Genomic DNA, 18,163 nt, shown 5'->3' on the forward strand with positions numbered 1-18,163 from the left:
TATCCTGACATATCGTCTGGTTAGCATTGCTGTTGTTATTTTCCTTCAGCTTAACCAAAGCATTTTATATGCCAGATATATTATTAAATCGGCGAAGCGGTTAATTTCCGAACAATACACTGCCAGTAAGGGGCTGCAGACAGCAATTTTAACTGTCCGGAACAACTGCAGCAGAGATCTTTGATAAATGATGGCTGTGAGCAGTAACAGTGCTGACTGCACCAGAATGCGGCTCACGACAGAAAATATTATTGAATTTTACATTCTGAGACATTCGCCAGTTTCGTGATAAACAATCAGCCAGAAGACTCCCGCGGCCACCAGTCATAACTATGATTATGATTAATATGAATTTTAATTGCATCTGGTTGTAACAAATTGATTTTTTTTGGCGAAAAATAGCCCATAAATAGCTTAATGGGAGGACTGGTTTAGCCCTTAAATTACCGCAAATGACGTTTAGCGAATTTTTCGAATTAATCTATATCAAAAAATTGCTTAAAAGCTCTCGCTAGTTGTCATTTTATGCGGTAATCTGCTTTTTATATCAGGGGTTGCTTTTACATAAACACTTAATCATCCCGTGGGTTGCTGTGTATCTGGCCTGCAGTTGAATTAAACAGTTTATTATCCTCACTGATTATTCTCTTTCTGTTCTGTTATCTGGCTAGCGGCATTTTGTCGTAAGGACTTTGAAGGAAACTACCTATAATGGTCAAATCTCAACCGACTCTGAGATATATCTGGCGGGTTGTGCCCGCAATTGCATTAGCAACGTTACTTTCAGCCTGTAGTACTCCCGGCAATAATACAGCCAGAGTAGAGAAGCATGAAGTTAACAACCATAGCGGTTTTTTACTTCAGGCGTCTCAGGATGAATTTGAGCAGATGGTCCGTAATGTGGATGTTAAAACCAAAATTATGGATCAGTACGCTGACTGGAAAGGTGTACGTTACCGGATGGGTGGTGATACTAAACGTGGTATAGATTGCTCTGCGTTTGTACAGCGTACCTTCCGTGAACAGTTTGGTCTGGACTTACCGCGCTCGACATCAGGTCAGCAGGATACCGGTTCTAAGATTGCACGTAACAAATTGCGTCCCGGTGATCTGGTCTTGTTCCGCGCAGGTTCTACCGGCCGCCATGTGGGGATTTATCTGGGCAACAATAACTTTGTCCATGCCTCCACCAGCAGTGGGGTAATGATTTCAAGTCTTAATGACAGTTACTGGAAAACTCGCTATCGCGAAGCAAGACGTGTTCTAAGCAACAACGTTCACAGTTAATGTCATCAAGCCTTTAAAGTCTTTAGCCAGACGAAAACGCTGCCCCGGGCAGCGTTTTTTTATTTCCGTAATTGCTGTCGTCAACGTTGAGCAAAATTCTCGGTAATTGCGACCCCGTTATTTTTCAGGCAACAATTAACGGTAGCCTCATCAGCGCTCGACACCAGCAGACAACTCCCCCCCTGCCATTCCACTACCTTACTGTCAGTATCAATATCTGCCAGCATCTCCTGTAATGACAACATCATCTGTTGCGACTGTAGTCCCTGTCTGTCCAGCAATTCGAAAATAATCATATCCGAAGCCGATGCAACATCAGTTGCGTCACAAATACGGAGCGTCCCGGAAGACCAGCGATAAACATGGGGTAAACGACGGATAATTGGCAATGGCTGCTTGTCCAAAAGTATCCCCCCAAAATTAGCTGTTGAAAGACCGGATATTGCCGGAAGTGGCCTGATATAACAACGGTTCACAGCCTTACCCACCGGCAGAGCCAACGGAACAGGCATCGACCATATATTTATCATTTTAATTACAAATTAGAAACATAAATGACAGTAAAGCCCTGTCCTTTGAAAAGAACAGGGCTTTATTCTGCAGAGATTCTCAGGCTGTTTTGCTGCGGGAGGCATACCAGAACAACAGCACGGACAATGATGCACAACCGGCAATCATTCCGGCCATTGGCCAGGCTGAAGTGAAGCTAAATAGTGACAATACGGCCCCGGTGATAGCCCCGATACCAAACCGTAAGGTTCCGGCCAGCGAAGATACCGTACCGGCAATATGTGGGAACTCATCAAGAATCACCGCCATTGCATTCGATGCCACCATCGATACGCAACCGATAAATGCGGCAACCCCCAGCACCAGAGGGATAAAACCGAGGTGTAAACCGCAAACCAGCAGCAGCCACAGCCCCATAATAAACTGGATGATGAGTGCCATTCTGAACAGAAACAACGGTCCGGTTTTACGCACAATCCGGCTATTTATTAACGTCATTACAAATAAAAATACGATATTCAGGGCGAAATAATAGCCGAAATGCTGTGGAGAAACGTGATACAGATTGATATATACAAACGGGCCGGAATTCAGAAATGAAAACAAACCGGCAAAAGAAAAACCACTGGCCATCATCAGACTAAAAACTTTTTTATTCCGAAATAAAATAATGAAATTGCTGATAATAGTCCGAAGGTGCAGAGGCTGTCGTTTCTCTGCCGGTAACGACTCTTTGATAGCAAATGCCACCAGCAATAGCCCGATAACTGCAGCCGCTGCCAGTACCCAGAAAATAGCCTGCCAGTTTCCAGCCAGCAACAACCAGCCGCCAAGAATAGGAGCAACCAATGGTGCCAGCGTGGTAATCAGCATCATCACAGACATCATTCGGGAAAATTCTGCACTGGAATAACTGTCACGAATCACCGCGTTAATAACCACCCCGGCTGAAGCTGCAGCCAGTCCATGGACTAGTCGCATCCAGATAAGATGGTCGATAGTACCGGCCAGCGCACATCCTGCGGCAGCCAGAATAAAGATCAGTATCCCTGGCAACAGCACGGCTTTGCGACCCAGGCTGTCAGATAACGGGCCATAAAATAGCTGTCCGACGGCAAAGCCCAGAATATAGGCATTCAGCGTCATCTGCACCTTGCCATCAGGTGCCATCAGCTCTCTGGCAATCTGAGGCATCGCTGGCAGATACATGTCGATTGACAGTGGCATCAGCATTGCCAGCAACCCCAGAATAACAATCAGCCTCAAGATATATCTCCGCAAAAATGACTAACGGGCAGCCGCTTTTTTCTGCAATTCAACCGGTAATCCGACGCTGTCGATCTCTTCACGGGTCAGCTCGCGGTATTCACCCGGCTCAAGCGCGTCATCCAGCACAATTTCGCCAATTTGCTGGCGATGCAATGCCACAACATGATTACCTACAGCAGCGAACATACGCTTAACCTGGTGATAACGGCCTTCACTGATGGTCAGCAAGACCTCTGTCGGACTGAGCACTTCCAGAGAAGCAGGCTTAGTCGCGTCTTTATCTCCACGTAGCTCAATGCCTTTAGCAAACTGCTCTGCCACCTGCTCATCCAGTGGGTTTTCCAGCGTAACATGATAGATTTTCTGACAATGGTGGCGCGGAGAAGTAATGCGATGCGACCACTGGCCATCATCAGTCAGCAATACCAGCCCGGTGGTATCAATATCCAGCCGCCCGGCGGCATGCAGTTTCCACGCCATCGGCTCTTCAAGAAAATAGATGATTGTCGGATGTTCTTCATCTTCCGTCGCACAGACATAACCTTCCGGTTTGTTCAGCATGAAATAGCGTGGACCCGTCTGCTGCTGAAGGCTGTTGCCGTCATACTCAACCTGATGTTCCGGTTCTAACTTAAAGGCACTATCCTTCACAATTTCGCCATCCACTGTGACTTTTTGTGCACGAATTTCTCGTGAGGCGATAGCCCGGCTGATTTCCAGTTGTTGAGAGATGAATTTATCGAGTCGCATGAATTTCTTTTTGCCTGTTGCAGCGAAGGGAAAATACAATGACGCTTATCGCCATTTTCGTTCTGCCATTATAACGTGAACCTGTGCAGGCTGTCAGTGGTGATATGTCATCCGGTGCAATACTCCTTAGAAAAGTGATGTTTATGTCGTTTACTTTACGCCCTTATCAGCAGGAAGCGGTGGATGCCGCTATTCGCTACTTCCGTCATCATCCACAACCGGCAGTGATTGTATTGCCGACCGGAGCGGGTAAAAGCCTGGTCATTGCTGAACTGGCACGGAAAGCTCGTGGCAGGGTTCTGGTACTGGCACATGTAAAAGAACTGGTTTCCCAGAACCATGCCAAGTACCGGGCGTTGGGTCTGCCGGCCGATATTTTTTCTGCCGGATTACAGCAAAAACAAAGCCACGAGAAAGTAGTTTTCGGCAGCGTGCAGTCAGTTGCCCGAAATCTGGACGCGTTTGATGCCGAATTTTCGCTGGTTATCGTTGATGAATGCCACCGTATTGCAGACGATACCGATAGTCAGTATCAGACCATTTTCGGCTTTCTGCGCCAGCGACGTCCTGACCTGAAGTTACTGGGTCTGACAGCAACCCCTTTTCGTCTGGGAAAAGGCTGGATCTATCACTTCCACTATCACGGCATGGTGCGTGGTGATGAGCAATCAATATTCCATGAATGTATTTATGAACTGCCACTGCGCTATATGATTAAACACGGTTTCCTGGTGGAACCTCAACGCCTGGATATGCCAGTGGTCCATTACGACTTTTCGGCACTCTACGATGGCCAGCAGGGGCTGTTTTCGGAACGGGAACTGGATAAGCAACTTCGCCAACAACGCAGAGTGACCCCGGCGATTATCCGGCAGATTATTGAACTGTCTGAACAACGGCTGGGGGTAATGATTTTCGCAGCCACTGTTATGCATGCCCGGGAAATTCTGGGATTATTACCGTCGGAAAGCGCACTGATCAGCGGGGAGACCCCGACAAAAGAACGTGATGAAACCCTGCATGCATTCAAACAACAACAGATTAAATATCTGGTGAATGTGTCCGTTCTGACGACCGGTTTTGATGCGCCACATGTGGATGTCATCGCTATTTTACGCCCGACCGAATCGGTGAGTTTATATCAGCAGATTGTCGGACGCGGGTTACGTCTGTCTGAGGGAAAAAAAGATTGCCTGATTCTAGACTACGCCGGGAACCCCCACGATCTGTACAGCCCGGAAATTGGCAGCCCTAAAGGAGCCAGCGATAATCAGCCAGTACAGGTTTTTTGTCCTGCCTGCGGATTTGCTAACACCTTCTGGGGAAAGATGACTGCCGACGGGACTATCAGCGAGCATTTCGGCCGCCGTTGCCAGGGGATAATTGAGGCCCCCGACGAGCCCCGGCAACAATGCGATTTCAGATTTCGTTTTAAATCCTGCCCACAGTGTAATGCGGAAAACGATATTGCTGCCAGAGTCTGCCACCAGTGTCAGTGTGTACTGGCTGATCCGGATGATATGCTTAGAGCCGCGCTGAAACTGAAGGATGCACTGGTGTTACGCTGCGCCGGAATGACATTATCGCCGGGTCAGGATAACCGGGGTGAATGGCTAAAAGTAACCTATTACGATGAAGATGGCAGCGACGTCAGCGAAATGTTTCGTCTGCAAACCGCGGCTCAGCGGCATATTTTTGAACTGCTGTTTATCCGCCATCATCACAAAGCACCGGGTACCCCGTTACGCTGGCAGACTGCGATGGATTTGGCCGGTTGTGGCGAGCTGTTCCGGCACCCGGACTTTATTGTGGCGCGTAAAAGAGGCAATTTCTGGCGAATCCGACATAAAGTGTTTGATTACCAGGGGCGTTATCGTAAAGCCAATCAGTTACGCTAAGTCACCGTGCCGGGAATTTATTTGCCCGCAACCAGGGAAGCGGCTATAATGCCGCGCACTTTTACATTCGGTAAAAGTACATTTGGATAACCTTCTGTTGCTGGGTCGCCTGTAGCAGAATTAAAAAGAGAAATTAAGATGTTTACTATTAACGCAGTAGCACGTAAAGAGCAGGGTAAGGGTGCGAGCCGCCGCCTGCGTACAGCTAACAAATTTCCAGCCATTATTTACGGCGGAAACGAAGCAGCTGTAGCTATCGAACTGGATCACGACGTAATCATCAACATGCAGACTAATCCTGAGTTTTACTCTGAAGTTCTGACTGTTGTTGTTGACGGTAAAGAAGCTAAAGTCAAAGTTCAGGCTGTTCAGCGTCACCCGTTCAAGCCAAAAGTAACACACATCGACTTCGTTCGCGCTTAATTGCACAACAAGTCAGAAAAACGCCGCATAATGCGGCGTTTTTTTTATCTCAGAATCCTGCAATCACTATTTGCCTGAGGTCCGGCGTTGCAGTTGATCGCGCAGATTAGGCGGAGTGCCTTTTATCGTCAGCGTATCCGTTGTCGGGTCCCAAAAAATCCGCTCACCGAGCAGCATTGCATCGAAATTCAGCGTTAGTCCCCCACCGCTACCGGCAAATTTAGTCAACTGGCGCAGCGTACCGCGATCTGCCGGGAAACTCTCTTCCAGCGAATAGTCCTGCTCACGGGTAAAATCTTCAAAACTTTTTTCGCCGAGCGACGGCAGTTCTCCCGAGAGTTCCTGTACCGTAATCTCCTCGCCAGCCTGTAATTGCTGATTACAGTAGGTATAAACCTGCTGACGGTAGTCCTGACGTTCCTTCTTATCCAGACTGGCTTCATCACAGTAGTCATCAACAGCCTGCAACAAACTGCGGTTCTGAGCCTTGGTATCCAGCCCTACTCCTGCCCCCAGAAAATCCATAAAGAAATCAGCCACTTTACGTCCAACCCGGCCACGCAGGAAGGTCAGGTATCGTGAAGATTCCGGTCGGGTATCCCACTCGGTAAGATCAATGCGGGCTACGATATCCGCATGATTAATATCAAGATAATGGGTCGTACTGATATCCAGGCTCTCATTCACCCGCATACTACTCTGGCTGTTCAGCACAGAGATCAGCAGATATTCAGTGGCCAGGTAGCGGTAACGGGCAAATAACACCACACCGCCATCAGCAAACGGATACTTCGCCAGCTCATCACGCAGGCGACCAGTGGCCGCGCGACTGAATGCCAAAAAGTCCTGGTTTCCGTTACGGCACTCACGCAGAGATTCCGCAAGCTCACTGTCTTCATTAAACAGACCGTAAGCCTTATTTTTAGCACTGTAGACACGGTGTAATTCTTCCAGCATCTCAGCAACAGCTTCCGTAGCACTCAACAGCGAATCACGCAGTACCAGCTCAAGCTGATCTTCGCCGCGTTTAATCAACTGGTGTACGACAATCTGGTCAATATCCAGACTCATGGTAGACTCTCCTTCTCAATCAGATGCGTATTCAACCATTGCCCTGTCCGTCTTTCAATGCAAATCGCCGCTAAAGCACAACAGGCACTCTCTGGCAAAGATAACGTTGGCTGTAAAGCAGTAAAGGTGTGAAAAAAAGTGAAAAAACGGCGGCAATACGTTACAACAGTAGTTAACAAAAATGCCTGCGTGCTTAAGATAAACAAACAATAAAATTGCAGAAAAAAAACGGCGTTTGCAGTAGAATGTCCGCCTTTTACGACTTAGTTAACTGATAATATGCCTCAATCATCCCGATATAGTGACGAACGCGTGGAACAGATCCTCGCAGAACTGGCAGAAGTGCTGGAAAAAAATCAGGCCCCGACCGACCTTTCACTGATGGTGTTAGGAAACATGGTCACTAACCTGATCAACTCCAGTGTTTCTCCCGCACAACGCCATACACTGGCGCGTTCCTTCGCGGAAGCCCTGCAGGCTTCTGTCCGCGAAGATCATGCACATTAATAATGATATGATCTGATCAATATGGTAAACAACCAGCAGCGCTACAGGGAAAAAGTCTCCCAGATGATAAGCTGGGGCCACTGGTTCGCCCTGTTTAATATCTTTTTTGCGCTTATTCTTGGCAGCCGCTATCTGCTGGTCACTGACTGGCCAGCTTCGCTGGCGGGCAGAATTTATGCTTACTGTAGCTGGATCGGTCATTTCAGTTTTATTGTTTTTGCCGTCTATTTGCTGATTATCTTCCCGCTAACCTTTGTTGTGATGTCACAGCGTTTGTTGCGGGCATTGTCAGCGATTCTGGCAACTACCGGGCTAACACTATTGCTGGTTGACAGCGAAGTGTTTGACCGCTTTCATCTCCACCTCAATCCGGTGGTCTGGGATCTGGTCGTCAATCCACAACAAAGTGAGATGACCCGCGACTGGCAATTGATGTTTATTGCCGTCCCGCTGATGTTTTTGGTGGAGATATTGCTGGCAACCTGGAGCTGGCAAAAACTACGCAGTCTGAACCGCCGTAGTTTTGGCAAACCACTGGCCGTGTTATTTATTGTGGCTTTTTGTTCCAGCCATCTGATGTATATCTGGGCGGATGCCAATTTCTATCGCCCTATTACCATGCAGAAGGCGAATCTGCCGCTGTCATATCCAATGACAGCCCGACGGTTCCTGGAAAAACATGGCTTACTGGACCCTCAGGAGTATCAGCGCCGGTTGATCCAGCAAGGTGATCCGGATGCGGTGTCGGTAGCTTACCCGCTGAGTGATATTAGCTTTGATAAAAACACCAGCCACCACAATCTGTTGCTGATTACGGTCAACGGCATTAATGAATCTACCGTAGCTGAAAACTTCCCGCAGTTAAGTCAGTTTGCCAGCCAGAATGTGCGCTTTATGCATCATTACAGCTCCGGGCAGAACAACGAGAATGGCTTGTTTGGCCTGTTTTATGGAATTTCATCCAGCTATATGAATGGGATTCTGGCCAGCCGGACGCCGTCAGCACTGCTGAGCGCTCTTAATACTCAGGGATATCAGTTCGGTTTGTTCTCTTCGGAAGGCTTTAATCAGCCGCTATACCGTCAGGCATTACTGGCCGATTATTCTCTGCCGCCAGCCAGAACACAGAATGATCAGCAGACCGTAACGCAGTGGCAGGACTGGTTGCAACAACAGCAGGGATCAACTGCCCCCTGGTTCTCCTGGGTTTCTCTGGATGGTGTGGATGCCAGCGGTAATACCCCGGCAGCCCGTCTGCAAAATTACCACCGCACCGCTGGTGATACCGATCAACAGATTGGACAGATTCTTTCTGTTCTGCAGCAGCAAGGTAAACTGGATAATACTGTCGTTATCATCACTGCGCGTCATGGTGTGGCACTGAGCGGAGACGATAATAGTGACGGAAACCGTCAACTATTGCAGGTTCCGCTGGTTGTACACTGGCCGTCGACCCCTGCACAGTCGGTGGAAAATCTGACCGACCATCAGGATATTATGACTACGCTGATGCAGCGCTTGTTGCATGTTACCACCGCACCGGAAAGTTACTCTCAGGGTGAAGATCTGTTTAGCCCGCAACAGCAGCATCACTGGGTGACTGCCAGCGATAGTAATAACCGGCTGATTATTACCACCCCACATTCAACACTGGTGCTGGATAATGACGGGAATTACACCACTTATAATCCTGAAGGTCAGCGGTTACGTAACCAAAAACCGGAGCTGGGGCTGTTGTTACAGGTTCTGACGGAAGAAAAACGCTTTATCGCAAACTGATTATTTATGAGTCAGTTAGCGGCTGCGGATATTGCAATCTGCAAAATTATACGTACTATGTGAGTCCAGCGTCGGCACGTAGCGCAGCCTGGTAGCGCACTGTCATGGGGTGTCAGGGGTCGGAGGTTCAAATCCTCTCGTGCCGACCAAAAATCCCAAAAGAAAGCAGCCTGTTACGGCTGCTTTTTTATTGCCTGGAATTTGCAAATGCTAAGACAAGAGTAAAACTCTGACGTTTTACCCCTCAAAAACGCCCCATCTCAGACGCTCACCATAAATACTCATCATAAATAATGTAGTGCCGTTCATGCAGGGACACGACTCTCAGTTTTAAGATATAACAGGCAGGAAAACTAAGGCCGGATAACCTGGCCGACCGTAACAATAAAAAAGTGTTTAATGAGTGCAAAAAAAGCTGCAGCCTGCAGAGTTACCTGCTAAATTACTGGTTATACAACCAGTAATGAGTACTGCAATTATGTTTGTAGAATTAGTGTACGATAAACGCAATGTCGCTGGTCTGGAAAATGCCAGAGAGATCATCCTGGAAGAACTGACACGTCGGGTGCACAATATTTTCCCGGAAGCCGAAGTCAGGGTTAAACCTATGCAGAATAACGGGTTGAACAGCGATGCCAGTAAAAGTGATCGTGAAAAACTCAACCGCATGCTGGAAGATATGTTCGATGAGTCGGATATGTGGCTGGTGAATGAATTTTGAGAGATTCCGCCGGCAGTCCGGCGGAAATTTTTCAGGTCGGGTTCACTGCTGCCTGCGAGCGCATATAGCGGATTTCCCATACAGTAACCACGGCAATCAACAGAATCGGTACCAGGGTACTTAAAAAGCCAGCCACTATATAAGCCACAGCCCCTGCCCCTGCCCCAATAGTAAAACCAGCTACCGACGTTGATGACTTTACCAGCTTCGCGCGATTTTCCGCGTCAGGGTTTTTAATCAGCGACATAATATCAATAGTCAGTTGAGTCACGTTTCCGGTCATCATCGTACTTGGGCTGGTTGACGCCAGTAACAGACGACTGGTGGCGTTTCGAATACCCATTGCCATCACTCCCAGCATACCGGCAATCAGCACATGGATATCACCGGCATCCGTAAACGGCTGATAAAGTAACCCTGCCAGTGCAAATAATGCCAGTAACAATATTTCGGCACCAAATAAGCTGGCCAGCAAACCGGCACTGAATGTTTTTCTGGACTGAATCACCAGGGTGGTCACTGCCACCACCAGCATAAATACCGGGATCGCAACTAATTTTGCCAGAATACCGTCACTGTTACCGGCCAGAGAAGCCCCGGCAACTACCAGGTTTCCGGTGACATGAGCGGTAAACAGACCAAACAACGCGATAAAACTGATGGTATCAATAGCCCCTCCGGAAGCGGCCAGTAATACCGGTTCACGATAATGACGCCAGCGTTTTTCCAGCTGTAACAGATTAGTCGGTTGCATCGTCTCTCCCGTTATTTTAGGTAATAAAAAGCCGGGGATAACCCGGCTTTTTTAACTCAGACCCGTCAATTATTTACGGTCAATTGAATATTTACCAGGGCCGGTCAGTGCCAGGGCGAGGAAGCCACCAGCAATACTAATATTTTTGTAGAAGTTAATCATGGCACCGTATTGTTCCATACCAGTCATATGCCAGTACTGATGTCCCATCAACCCGGTGGCAACGGTATAAATCGCCAGGATAATCGCCAGAGGGCGGGTATAGAATCCAAGAATAATCAGAATACCAAATCCAAGTTCAACGACTACAGCGATCACGGCGGCCACAGATGGTAACGGTGCACCCACAGAGGCCATATAGCCGATAGTTCCTTCAAATCCGGTCAGTTTCTGCCAGCCAAATAACACAAACAGAATCATTAACAGCACACGAGTCAGCAGCAGCAGACCATCACGATATTTATCTAAAGACAGATATTGCATTTTATTACCTCACCTTTTAAAAGTGCTTATCCCCCGACTTTCCGGACTGGAAAGTGTATTTATAAGCACAAAAATTTAACTTCAGGACACTTATCACTTTTCGCCGGACTCATATATCCGGCTGTTTAGCTACCATCAATAATTTGTTCCGAAATACTGGTCCATAAAAGTGCGGCATTGAATATTGGCTGGCACTCTGCGCTTCGCCTCATTTTGCCACCCTTCGCCGACATCATAACCTTACCCGTAACTTAACCGGAAGCAGTTGCTTTTTATCTCGCCCGACTGCTTGCGGAATGAGTACATCTTACATCAACTATGCTGAACATCAATATTCTTAAACAATACTTATTATCCCCTTCAGGTTGACAATAATCATAAAAAACCAGTGATTCCTGTACACAGACAAAGGTTTAAGGCGAAGAAAAACGATAAACAGAAATCAATAAAATATGATTATATTCATTGAGATAGACCAATACCCTTTGCAATAAAAGCAGGGTATTTCGCGCAAAAATGACAGAAACAGCCTTCGCTAAAAAGTTATTCAGTTTATTTGTACATGATATACAAAATTTTGGCTCAAATCGCAATCAGCACTACGACAGGTCGCAACCTGTCGCAATACAGTACTATTTAGCGCTTGCGTGCAGGTTCAGGTGAAATGTGTTCACTAATAAATGACAATAAAGCACGAATGACCGGGCTGTGCTGACGATGCTGAGGATACATAGCATTTAAGGTCAGTCCCGGAGGAGTGTACTCAGTCAGGACCGGTATAAGCCGCCCTGCCTGGATTGCTTCCTCAACAATAAAGCGAGGCAGCAGCGCCAGCCCCAGACCGGCTTCAGCAGATTCTCTGAGTACCTCACCATTATTACTGGATACCGGGCCTTTAACCGGAAACAACTGATTTTTCCCTTGAACCGGTAAATTCCAGCCGTGCAGGCCTTCCTTTCCATATAGCAGACAACGATGGCTGGCTAATTCGTCAGGGACAGAAGGAAGACCCGCCTGTTGCAGATAGTCAGGGCTCCCACAAATCACCATAGGCAAGACTGACAGTTTACGGGCGATCAGGCTGGAATCGGCCAGAACACCAATTCGGAGTGCTATATCAAACCCTTCTCCGATTAAATCGACAAACCGGTCATTAATTTCAATATTCAGACTGACTGCCGGGTTCTGATGCTGAAAGCGTGAAAGCAAAGGTGCAATATGTTTTAACCCGTAGGTGTGTGGCAGGCTAATTCTGAAACTGCCCACCAGCTGGCTCTGACGCAAGGAAATAGCTTCTTCTGCCTGCCTGACTTCATCAAGAATACGACTGGCGTGTTGAAAAAAAACCTGCCCGACATCGGTGACTGATAATCTTCGGGTGTTTCGCACTAACAACTGAGCTGACAGTCCGGTTTCCAGCGCCGCAACACGGCGGCTGACAAACTGTTTTGACAACATTAAACGCTCGGCTGCACTGGTAAAACTGCCGGTATTTACAATGGTGACAAATATACGCATATCATCAAGAGTCATTAACTATTCCCTGCAATCACAGATCCAGCCAGAAGTGTTCCGCCGCCATAAATCGCAGTTTACCATTCATTGAGTGCTGATGACTGATTAGCTCACCGATATTTCACGGATGAACACACCGCGGGTTGCTCACGCCACAACATCAGGCAGGGATGTGTTATGGTGATATTCCGGACCACCAGAGACAGAGCAATCCCTGATGACAGACAGAATTAATCAGTACGGACAATCCATCGGAAAAGAGATGGATGGCTGGCAGCCAAGGCCATTTCCTGCCCCGGTGACATTAGCAGGCCAGTATTGTCGGTTACAGCCGCTGGATGTGGAGCGTCACGCGGAAGAGTTGTATCAGGCATTTCAGTGTTCCGGTGACAATGACAGTCTCTGGACTTACCTGGCCGCGGGGCCATTTGAATCATTCGAACAATTCCGGCAATTTATTGCTACTGCAGCTCACAGTCAGGACCCTCTGCATTTTGCAGTCACTGATAACCAGACAGGAAAAGCTATTGGCACCCTGTCGCTGATGAGAATTGACGCGAAAAATGGTGTGGTGGAAGTTGGCCATGTCATGTTTTCACCGCTGTTACAACGGACGCCACTCTCAACTGAAGCACAGTTTTTGCTGATGAAACATGTCTTTGAAATCCTTGGCTATCGCCGCTATGAATGGAAATGCGACCATCTGAATTCGCCCTCCCGTAATGCAGCCTTACGGTTGGGGTTCAGTTTTGAAGGTATTTTCCGCCAGGCCGTGGTTTACAAAGGACGCAGCCGGGACACCGCCTGGTTTTCGATCATCGACAGTAAATGGCCAAAATTGTCTGAAGCATTCAGCCACTGGCTGGCCTCGGGGAATTTTGATTCTCAGGGTCGGCAGCGCTATCCGTTAAGTCATTTTCAGTCTGCTGTACTATAATTCTGGTGCCGGTGCAGGGAGCTCCGGCCTTTACCGCTCCCCTGAAGCTGACAGTACAACCAGGAATGACAATATCACCTGCTGAATTTCCGGCACTTATAAGCCAGCCGCTAGCTCCGCCTGCGGGACAATTTATTACCAGGGTCGCTCTGACACCCTCCGCTCCGTTGATCGCTTGCGCAGCTTTTGATTTACAGGCTTTCACCCCGGATTTATTTGCCACCCTGCGCATCCCCTGCCCGCCAGCTATTCTGCGTGCAGCCCGCAAACGTCAGGCGGAATACCTTGCCAGTCGCTGGTTGGTCAGAGAAATTGCGGCTTTATGTGATGTGCCTGAGTTTATCCTGACCAATGATGATGATCGTGCCCCATGCTGGCCTTCCGCGTTTACTGCGTCACTTTCACATACGGCAGGGCTTATTTTTGTTCTGGCGGATACCGATAAAAGAATTGCAGGTATTGATGTTGAACACTGGATGAGCCAGGAGGTTGCCGAAGAGAGCAGTAGTATTCTGATGGATGATACTGAAAGGCAACTGATTGATTCTCTTTCTATGCCCCGGGCACAGGCCACAACTTTGTTATTTTCTCTGAAAGAGAGCCTGTATAAAGCACTGTGGCCGGAGGTCCGGCAATATATTGATTTTCTGCAGGTACGTTTACTGGCTCTCGATGAACAGCAACAAACTGCCACTCTGCAACTTGAAGAAACATTGTCTGCAGGTTATTCACGGGGTGCCCGTTTTCAGGCACGTTTTACTCTGACCAGCCAATGTGTGTTTACCTGGATCAATCAATGATCAGTCATCACCCTGCATGGCGAAAAGTCATGTTATAGCGAAACTCGTCAGTCAGAGGATGCCAGCCCGGTTTCAGGGGCTGAATTCCGTGAAAACGTAGCCGCGATCGCCCGCCCCAGACAACAACATCGCCGTGTTCCAGCATCACTTTGATAGTAGGGTCGCTGCGTTCAAAGCCACCGAACAGAAACACAGCAGGCAGCCCCAGTGATACCGACACTATCGGCTGGCGCAAATCTTTCTCATCTTTATCCTGATGCAATGAGAGTTTACTACCGACAGCATAGCGATTCATCAGGCAGGAATCAGGATGAAAACCTGAGAAACCTGCACTCGCTGCCATTTGGATAGCATAATCACGCAATGCTGCCGGAAGCGGTGGCCTGGGTGCTATCCCCCTGACGGATGACGAATCTGCTGCCCATCCGTGGGTCCCGCAATGGGTCATAGCAACAGACATACGAAACCCGCCAGGAGTGATCCGGTGTTGGAATGGCTGTTGTCCGGCAACCGCCTGAATCTGGCTAAACAACCATTGATCATCATTTTTTGCGTAACGCCGCAGGATCACCGCATCTTCTGCCAGTGTTTCCTGCCACGGCGTTTCACCTTCAAACAGATCCAGCATCGCGCCCTCTACAGATTATTTATCTTCAGAGATCAAAAAGGTTTTAAATAATGGCGAAGCCCAGGTTTCAAATTTATTGCCATCGCGGCTAATCAGAAAAACAGCCAGATGCTGTTTTAAAGCCAGTGCTTTGGCTTTCTCAGTTCCCAGAACCATCAGACCGGTATCCCAGCCATCGGCTTCGCCGGCTGTGGTGGCAATCACCGTCGCTGAGGCTAGTTTGTGTTCTATCGGCCTGCCTGTCGACGGATCAATAATATGCGAAATCCTGTGCCCATCCAGTTCGTAATAATTACGATAATTTCCGGAAGTACTGATACCATGCCCTTGCAGGTTAACCACAGCCTGAGCCACATTCTCCAGGTCGGTCGGTTTCTCTATAGCAACACGCCAGGATTTTCCCTGCGCAGTGTGACCGCGAGACAACAAAGCTCCACCTACGGAAACCAGATAATTGGTAATCCCCTGTGACTCCATCAACCTTGCCAGATGATCTGTCGCATACCCCTCTCCCATTGTCGAGAGATCTACATATAGTCCGGGCAAATCTTTCTGCAATGCCTGACCTTGTACAGTCTGGATAACTTTAAGGTGTTGCAGTCCGGTCAGCGCCTTAGCCTGATCGATTTGTTCCTGTGACGGTGTATGTTGTGGTGCTTTTGTCGGGCCAAAGCCCCAGAGGTTTACTAACGGTCCGACGGTGATATCCATCGCCCTGTCAGTTTTTGCTCCAATACGCAGTGCCATTGTCACGATATCCGCCATATCTTCGCTGACCGGCCACGGTTTATCTCCCTGATACTGGTTAAAACGGGATAATGCCGAGTCCGGTTTCCAGGTGGACAGTTCCTGATCATCATTATCCAGTTGTTGCTGGATTATCTTCTGCAACTGGTCACGGCGGGATGCGGGTACATCCGCGACCGACACCCGCCAGACAGTGCCCATGGTCTTCCCGGACATAATCAGATTCTGTGCGGAGGAAGATCCTGAATTATCGCATCCGGCTAAGGCGAAGATTAAAGTGAGCAATACGCTCCTGCAGGAAAAAACGTTCATTAGTTTTGCTTCCGGAAAAATAAAAAATGCCTGCCGTAAGTTCACCGGCCATAACAGCGCAACTGCGCACCAAAAAGAGGCGCTATGTTAACAAAAGGTCGCTCACTGTACCGTGAATATCTGTGCGATCGGCTGGCATATATTTTGCACGGATTATTACGCAAGATTAACAACTGGCGAGGTACGAAGATGAAAAATATTTCCTCTGTCCGGCAACAGGTAAAACAACTGTGGACACAATGGTTATCCTTTGCAGTATTTACCCAGGCAGGATCTGCACTGGAAGGAAACCATCAGCAATTGTATGCAGATGCAGCGGAGAATTTTAATCGTTACGGAGTCGAAAAACGCAGGATGTAAATGTGGAACTTAACAGCGGAGAAAACGGGGAATGGATAATATCCATTCCCCGTTGTTATATCAGAACTGGTACACCAGGCCTGTAGCCACGATGTTGTCAGTATTTATACCAGCATCATTGGTGAACTGGTTGTCTTTAAGCAGGTTGATCTGGTAATCAACATAGGTAGACATGTTTTTGTTAAAGTAGTAAGTCGCACCCACATCAACATATTTTTTCAGGTTCTGAGAACCATATCCCTGAACACTGGTACCGCGTGATGAAACAAATGCCAGTGAAGGACGCAGACCAAAGTCAAACTGATACTGAGCTACTAATTCCCAGTTATCCGCTTTATCCGCATAACCGTAAGCAGTTGAGTCGCTGCTACCGAAACGGGTTGCATTATATGAACGTGTGTACATTGCAGCCAGGTAGACGTTATTAGCGTCATATTTCAGACCACCAGTGTACGCCTGAGCTTTATCACCCCGGCCAAGGATTCGATTACCATCAGAAACATAGTTATTCTGCTCATCCGTACGATCAGAGGAGAACATCGCACCACCCAGAGAGAAGCCCTGACCCAGATCGTAGGTCGCGCTCATTCCCCAGCCGTCGCCATTTTGTCCTAACACATCACGGCCATTCGCGCTTTCACTTGAACTGCCATTTTTACCCTGATACTGAACAGCAATATTCAGGCCATTAATCAGACCCCAGAAGTCAGTATTACGATAGGTCAGCAGGCCGCTGGAGCGTTGGAACATAAAGTTATCTGCGCCGTAAGTATCACCACCAAACTCTGGCAGAACGTCAGTCCAGCCGGCAATATCATACAGAACACCGTAGTTACGGCCGTAATCTAAAGAACCATCATTATCGAATTTCAGACCAGCAAAACCAACACGGGTATAAGTATCTGCACTGCCGTCAGATTCTGCATTGTTCAGCGCGACCTGATATTCCCATTCACCGTAGCCGGTCAGTTGATCACTGATCTGAGTTTCGCCTTTAAAGCCGAAACGTAAGTACGACTGGTCACCATCCGAACCATTATCGCTTGAAAAATAGTGCAAACCGTCAACTTTACCGAACAGATCTAATTTGTTGCCGTCTTTGTTATAAATTTCAGCAGCGCTGGCAGATCCGGCAACGAGCAGAGCCGGAACTAAAAGTGAAAGAACGCTAAGCTTCATGTAATTACCCTCGAATGAGACCCGTAACGTCAGACATCGACACAGGAAAAAAAGTATAAAAAAGTAAAGATACAGCTTTCTACGTCATGTTAATTCAGGGCGAGAAATAATCTATCCTCGAAATGATACTAAAAGAGCTAAACTGCTTCAATTCATTTCAAATTAATTTCAAAATGTAAAAATCACGGAACTTTTTTATGCCACAGGTTAACTTTTAATGAGCACTAAAGGTT

19 protein-coding genes and 1 tRNA gene are annotated in these 18,163 nt (G+C 47.8%); 10 read left to right on the forward strand and 10 right to left on the reverse strand.

The window, feature by feature from the left end; translation table 11 throughout:
- Window positions 1-711 precede the first annotated feature (711 nt).
- The gene (gene mepS / locus A7K98_RS13565; protein ID WP_087489045.1) at window positions 712-1,287 is read left to right on the forward strand and encodes a bifunctional murein DD-endopeptidase/murein LD-carboxypeptidase; all 576 of its coding nucleotides are present in this window, start codon (window positions 712-714) and stop codon (window positions 1,285-1,287) included.
- Between the two features lie 80 nt (window positions 1,288-1,367).
- On the opposite strand, the gene A7K98_RS13570 is transcribed toward mepS, so the two are convergent.
- From A7K98_RS13570 to rsuA, 3 genes are all read right to left on the reverse strand, one after another.
- A complete protein-coding gene (locus tag A7K98_RS13570; protein WP_157665970.1) occupies window positions 1,368-1,691 on the reverse strand; it encodes a YejG family protein in 324 nt (107 codons plus the stop codon).
- A gap of 205 nt (window positions 1,692-1,896) precedes the next feature.
- On the reverse strand, window positions 1,897-3,030 hold the full coding sequence (locus A7K98_RS13575) for a Bcr/CflA family multidrug efflux MFS transporter (protein WP_232461642.1): 1,134 nt from the start codon (window positions 3,028-3,030) through the stop codon (window positions 1,897-1,899).
- 54 nt (window positions 3,031-3,084) lie between these two features.
- Window positions 3,085-3,816 carry a 16S rRNA pseudouridine(516) synthase RsuA gene (gene rsuA / locus A7K98_RS13580; protein ID WP_087489048.1) on the reverse strand — a complete coding sequence of 244 codons (732 nt, stop codon included), beginning with the start codon at window positions 3,814-3,816 and terminating at the stop codon, window positions 3,085-3,087.
- Between the two features lie 143 nt (window positions 3,817-3,959).
- Here rsuA and A7K98_RS13585 point away from each other — a divergent pair, with 143 nt between their 5' ends.
- Window positions 3,960-5,714: a DEAD/DEAH box helicase gene (locus A7K98_RS13585; protein ID WP_087490513.1), complete on the forward strand. Its 1,755-nt coding sequence runs from the start codon at window positions 3,960-3,962 to the stop codon at window positions 5,712-5,714.
- Window positions 5,715-5,852: 138 nt separating this feature from the next.
- Window positions 5,853-6,137: a 50S ribosomal protein L25 gene (gene rplY, locus A7K98_RS13590; protein WP_087489049.1), complete on the forward strand. Its 285-nt coding sequence runs from the start codon at window positions 5,853-5,855 to the stop codon at window positions 6,135-6,137.
- A 66-nt stretch (window positions 6,138-6,203) separates the two neighbouring features.
- On the opposite strand, the gene yejK is transcribed toward rplY, so the two are convergent.
- Window positions 6,204-7,208, reverse strand: coding sequence for a nucleoid-associated protein YejK (gene yejK, locus A7K98_RS13595; protein ID WP_087489050.1), 1,005 nt, complete (start codon window positions 7,206-7,208; stop codon window positions 6,204-6,206).
- Window positions 7,209-7,487: 279 nt separating this feature from the next.
- Here yejK and A7K98_RS13600 point away from each other — a divergent pair, with 279 nt between their 5' ends.
- From A7K98_RS13600 to A7K98_RS13615, 4 genes are all read left to right on the forward strand, one after another.
- Window positions 7,488-7,715 carry a YejL family protein gene (locus tag A7K98_RS13600; protein ID WP_038021639.1) on the forward strand — a complete coding sequence of 76 codons (228 nt, stop codon included), beginning with the start codon at window positions 7,488-7,490 and terminating at the stop codon, window positions 7,713-7,715.
- Window positions 7,716-7,736: 21 nt separating this feature from the next.
- Complete coding sequence (gene yejM, locus A7K98_RS13605) at window positions 7,737-9,494, forward strand: LPS biosynthesis-modulating metalloenzyme YejM (protein ID WP_087489051.1); 1,758 nt, start codon at window positions 7,737-7,739, stop codon at window positions 9,492-9,494.
- Between the two features lie 72 nt (window positions 9,495-9,566).
- Window positions 9,567-9,643 (forward strand) — tRNA-Pro (locus tag A7K98_RS13610).
- Window positions 9,644-9,972: 329 nt separating this feature from the next.
- Entirely contained in the window at window positions 9,973-10,215 is a 243-nt protein-coding gene (locus A7K98_RS13615; RefSeq protein WP_087490514.1) for a DinI-like family protein, read from the forward strand.
- A 31-nt stretch (window positions 10,216-10,246) separates the two neighbouring features.
- On the opposite strand, the gene A7K98_RS13620 is transcribed toward A7K98_RS13615, so the two are convergent.
- From A7K98_RS13620 to A7K98_RS13630, 3 genes are all read right to left on the reverse strand, one after another.
- Window positions 10,247-10,969, reverse strand: coding sequence for a YoaK family protein (locus A7K98_RS13620; RefSeq protein WP_087489052.1), 723 nt, complete (start codon window positions 10,967-10,969; stop codon window positions 10,247-10,249).
- 69 nt (window positions 10,970-11,038) lie between these two features.
- Window positions 11,039-11,452 carry a DoxX family protein gene (locus A7K98_RS13625; RefSeq protein WP_087489053.1) on the reverse strand — a complete coding sequence of 138 codons (414 nt, stop codon included), beginning with the start codon at window positions 11,450-11,452 and terminating at the stop codon, window positions 11,039-11,041.
- Between the two features lie 636 nt (window positions 11,453-12,088).
- The gene (locus A7K98_RS13630) at window positions 12,089-12,985 is read right to left on the reverse strand and encodes a LysR family transcriptional regulator (protein WP_087489054.1); all 897 of its coding nucleotides are present in this window, start codon (window positions 12,983-12,985) and stop codon (window positions 12,089-12,091) included.
- A 199-nt stretch (window positions 12,986-13,184) separates the two neighbouring features.
- Between A7K98_RS13630 and A7K98_RS13635 the strand changes: the two genes are divergently transcribed.
- Window positions 13,185-13,904: a GNAT family N-acetyltransferase gene (locus tag A7K98_RS13635; protein ID WP_087489055.1), complete on the forward strand. Its 720-nt coding sequence runs from the start codon at window positions 13,185-13,187 to the stop codon at window positions 13,902-13,904.
- A 65-nt stretch (window positions 13,905-13,969) separates the two neighbouring features.
- Window positions 13,970-14,704 carry a 4'-phosphopantetheinyl transferase family protein gene (locus tag A7K98_RS13640; RefSeq protein ID WP_087489056.1) on the forward strand — a complete coding sequence of 245 codons (735 nt, stop codon included), beginning with the start codon at window positions 13,970-13,972 and terminating at the stop codon, window positions 14,702-14,704.
- A 7-nt stretch (window positions 14,705-14,711) separates the two neighbouring features.
- Here A7K98_RS13640 and alkB read toward each other — a convergent pair whose 3' ends face one another.
- Together alkB and apbE are read right to left on the reverse strand one after the other, a co-directional pair.
- Window positions 14,712-15,332, reverse strand: coding sequence for a DNA oxidative demethylase AlkB (alkB, locus tag A7K98_RS13645; RefSeq protein ID WP_087489057.1), 621 nt, complete (start codon window positions 15,330-15,332; stop codon window positions 14,712-14,714).
- A 15-nt stretch (window positions 15,333-15,347) separates the two neighbouring features.
- Window positions 15,348-16,391: an FAD:protein FMN transferase ApbE gene (apbE, locus tag A7K98_RS13650; protein WP_087489058.1), complete on the reverse strand. Its 1,044-nt coding sequence runs from the start codon at window positions 16,389-16,391 to the stop codon at window positions 15,348-15,350.
- Window positions 16,392-16,475: 84 nt separating this feature from the next.
- Here apbE and A7K98_RS13655 point away from each other — a divergent pair, with 84 nt between their 5' ends.
- Window positions 16,476-16,751, forward strand: coding sequence for a hypothetical protein (locus A7K98_RS13655; protein ID WP_087489059.1), 276 nt, complete (start codon window positions 16,476-16,478; stop codon window positions 16,749-16,751).
- 60 nt (window positions 16,752-16,811) lie between these two features.
- Here A7K98_RS13655 and ompC read toward each other — a convergent pair whose 3' ends face one another.
- Window positions 16,812-17,930: a porin OmpC gene (gene ompC, locus A7K98_RS13660; RefSeq protein WP_087489060.1), complete on the reverse strand. Its 1,119-nt coding sequence runs from the start codon at window positions 17,928-17,930 to the stop codon at window positions 16,812-16,814.
- Between the last annotated feature and the right edge of the window lie 233 nt (window positions 17,931-18,163).

The organism is Tatumella citrea, assembly GCF_002163585.1.
Taxonomy (GTDB): Bacteria; Pseudomonadota; Gammaproteobacteria; order Enterobacterales; family Enterobacteriaceae; genus Tatumella; species Tatumella citrea.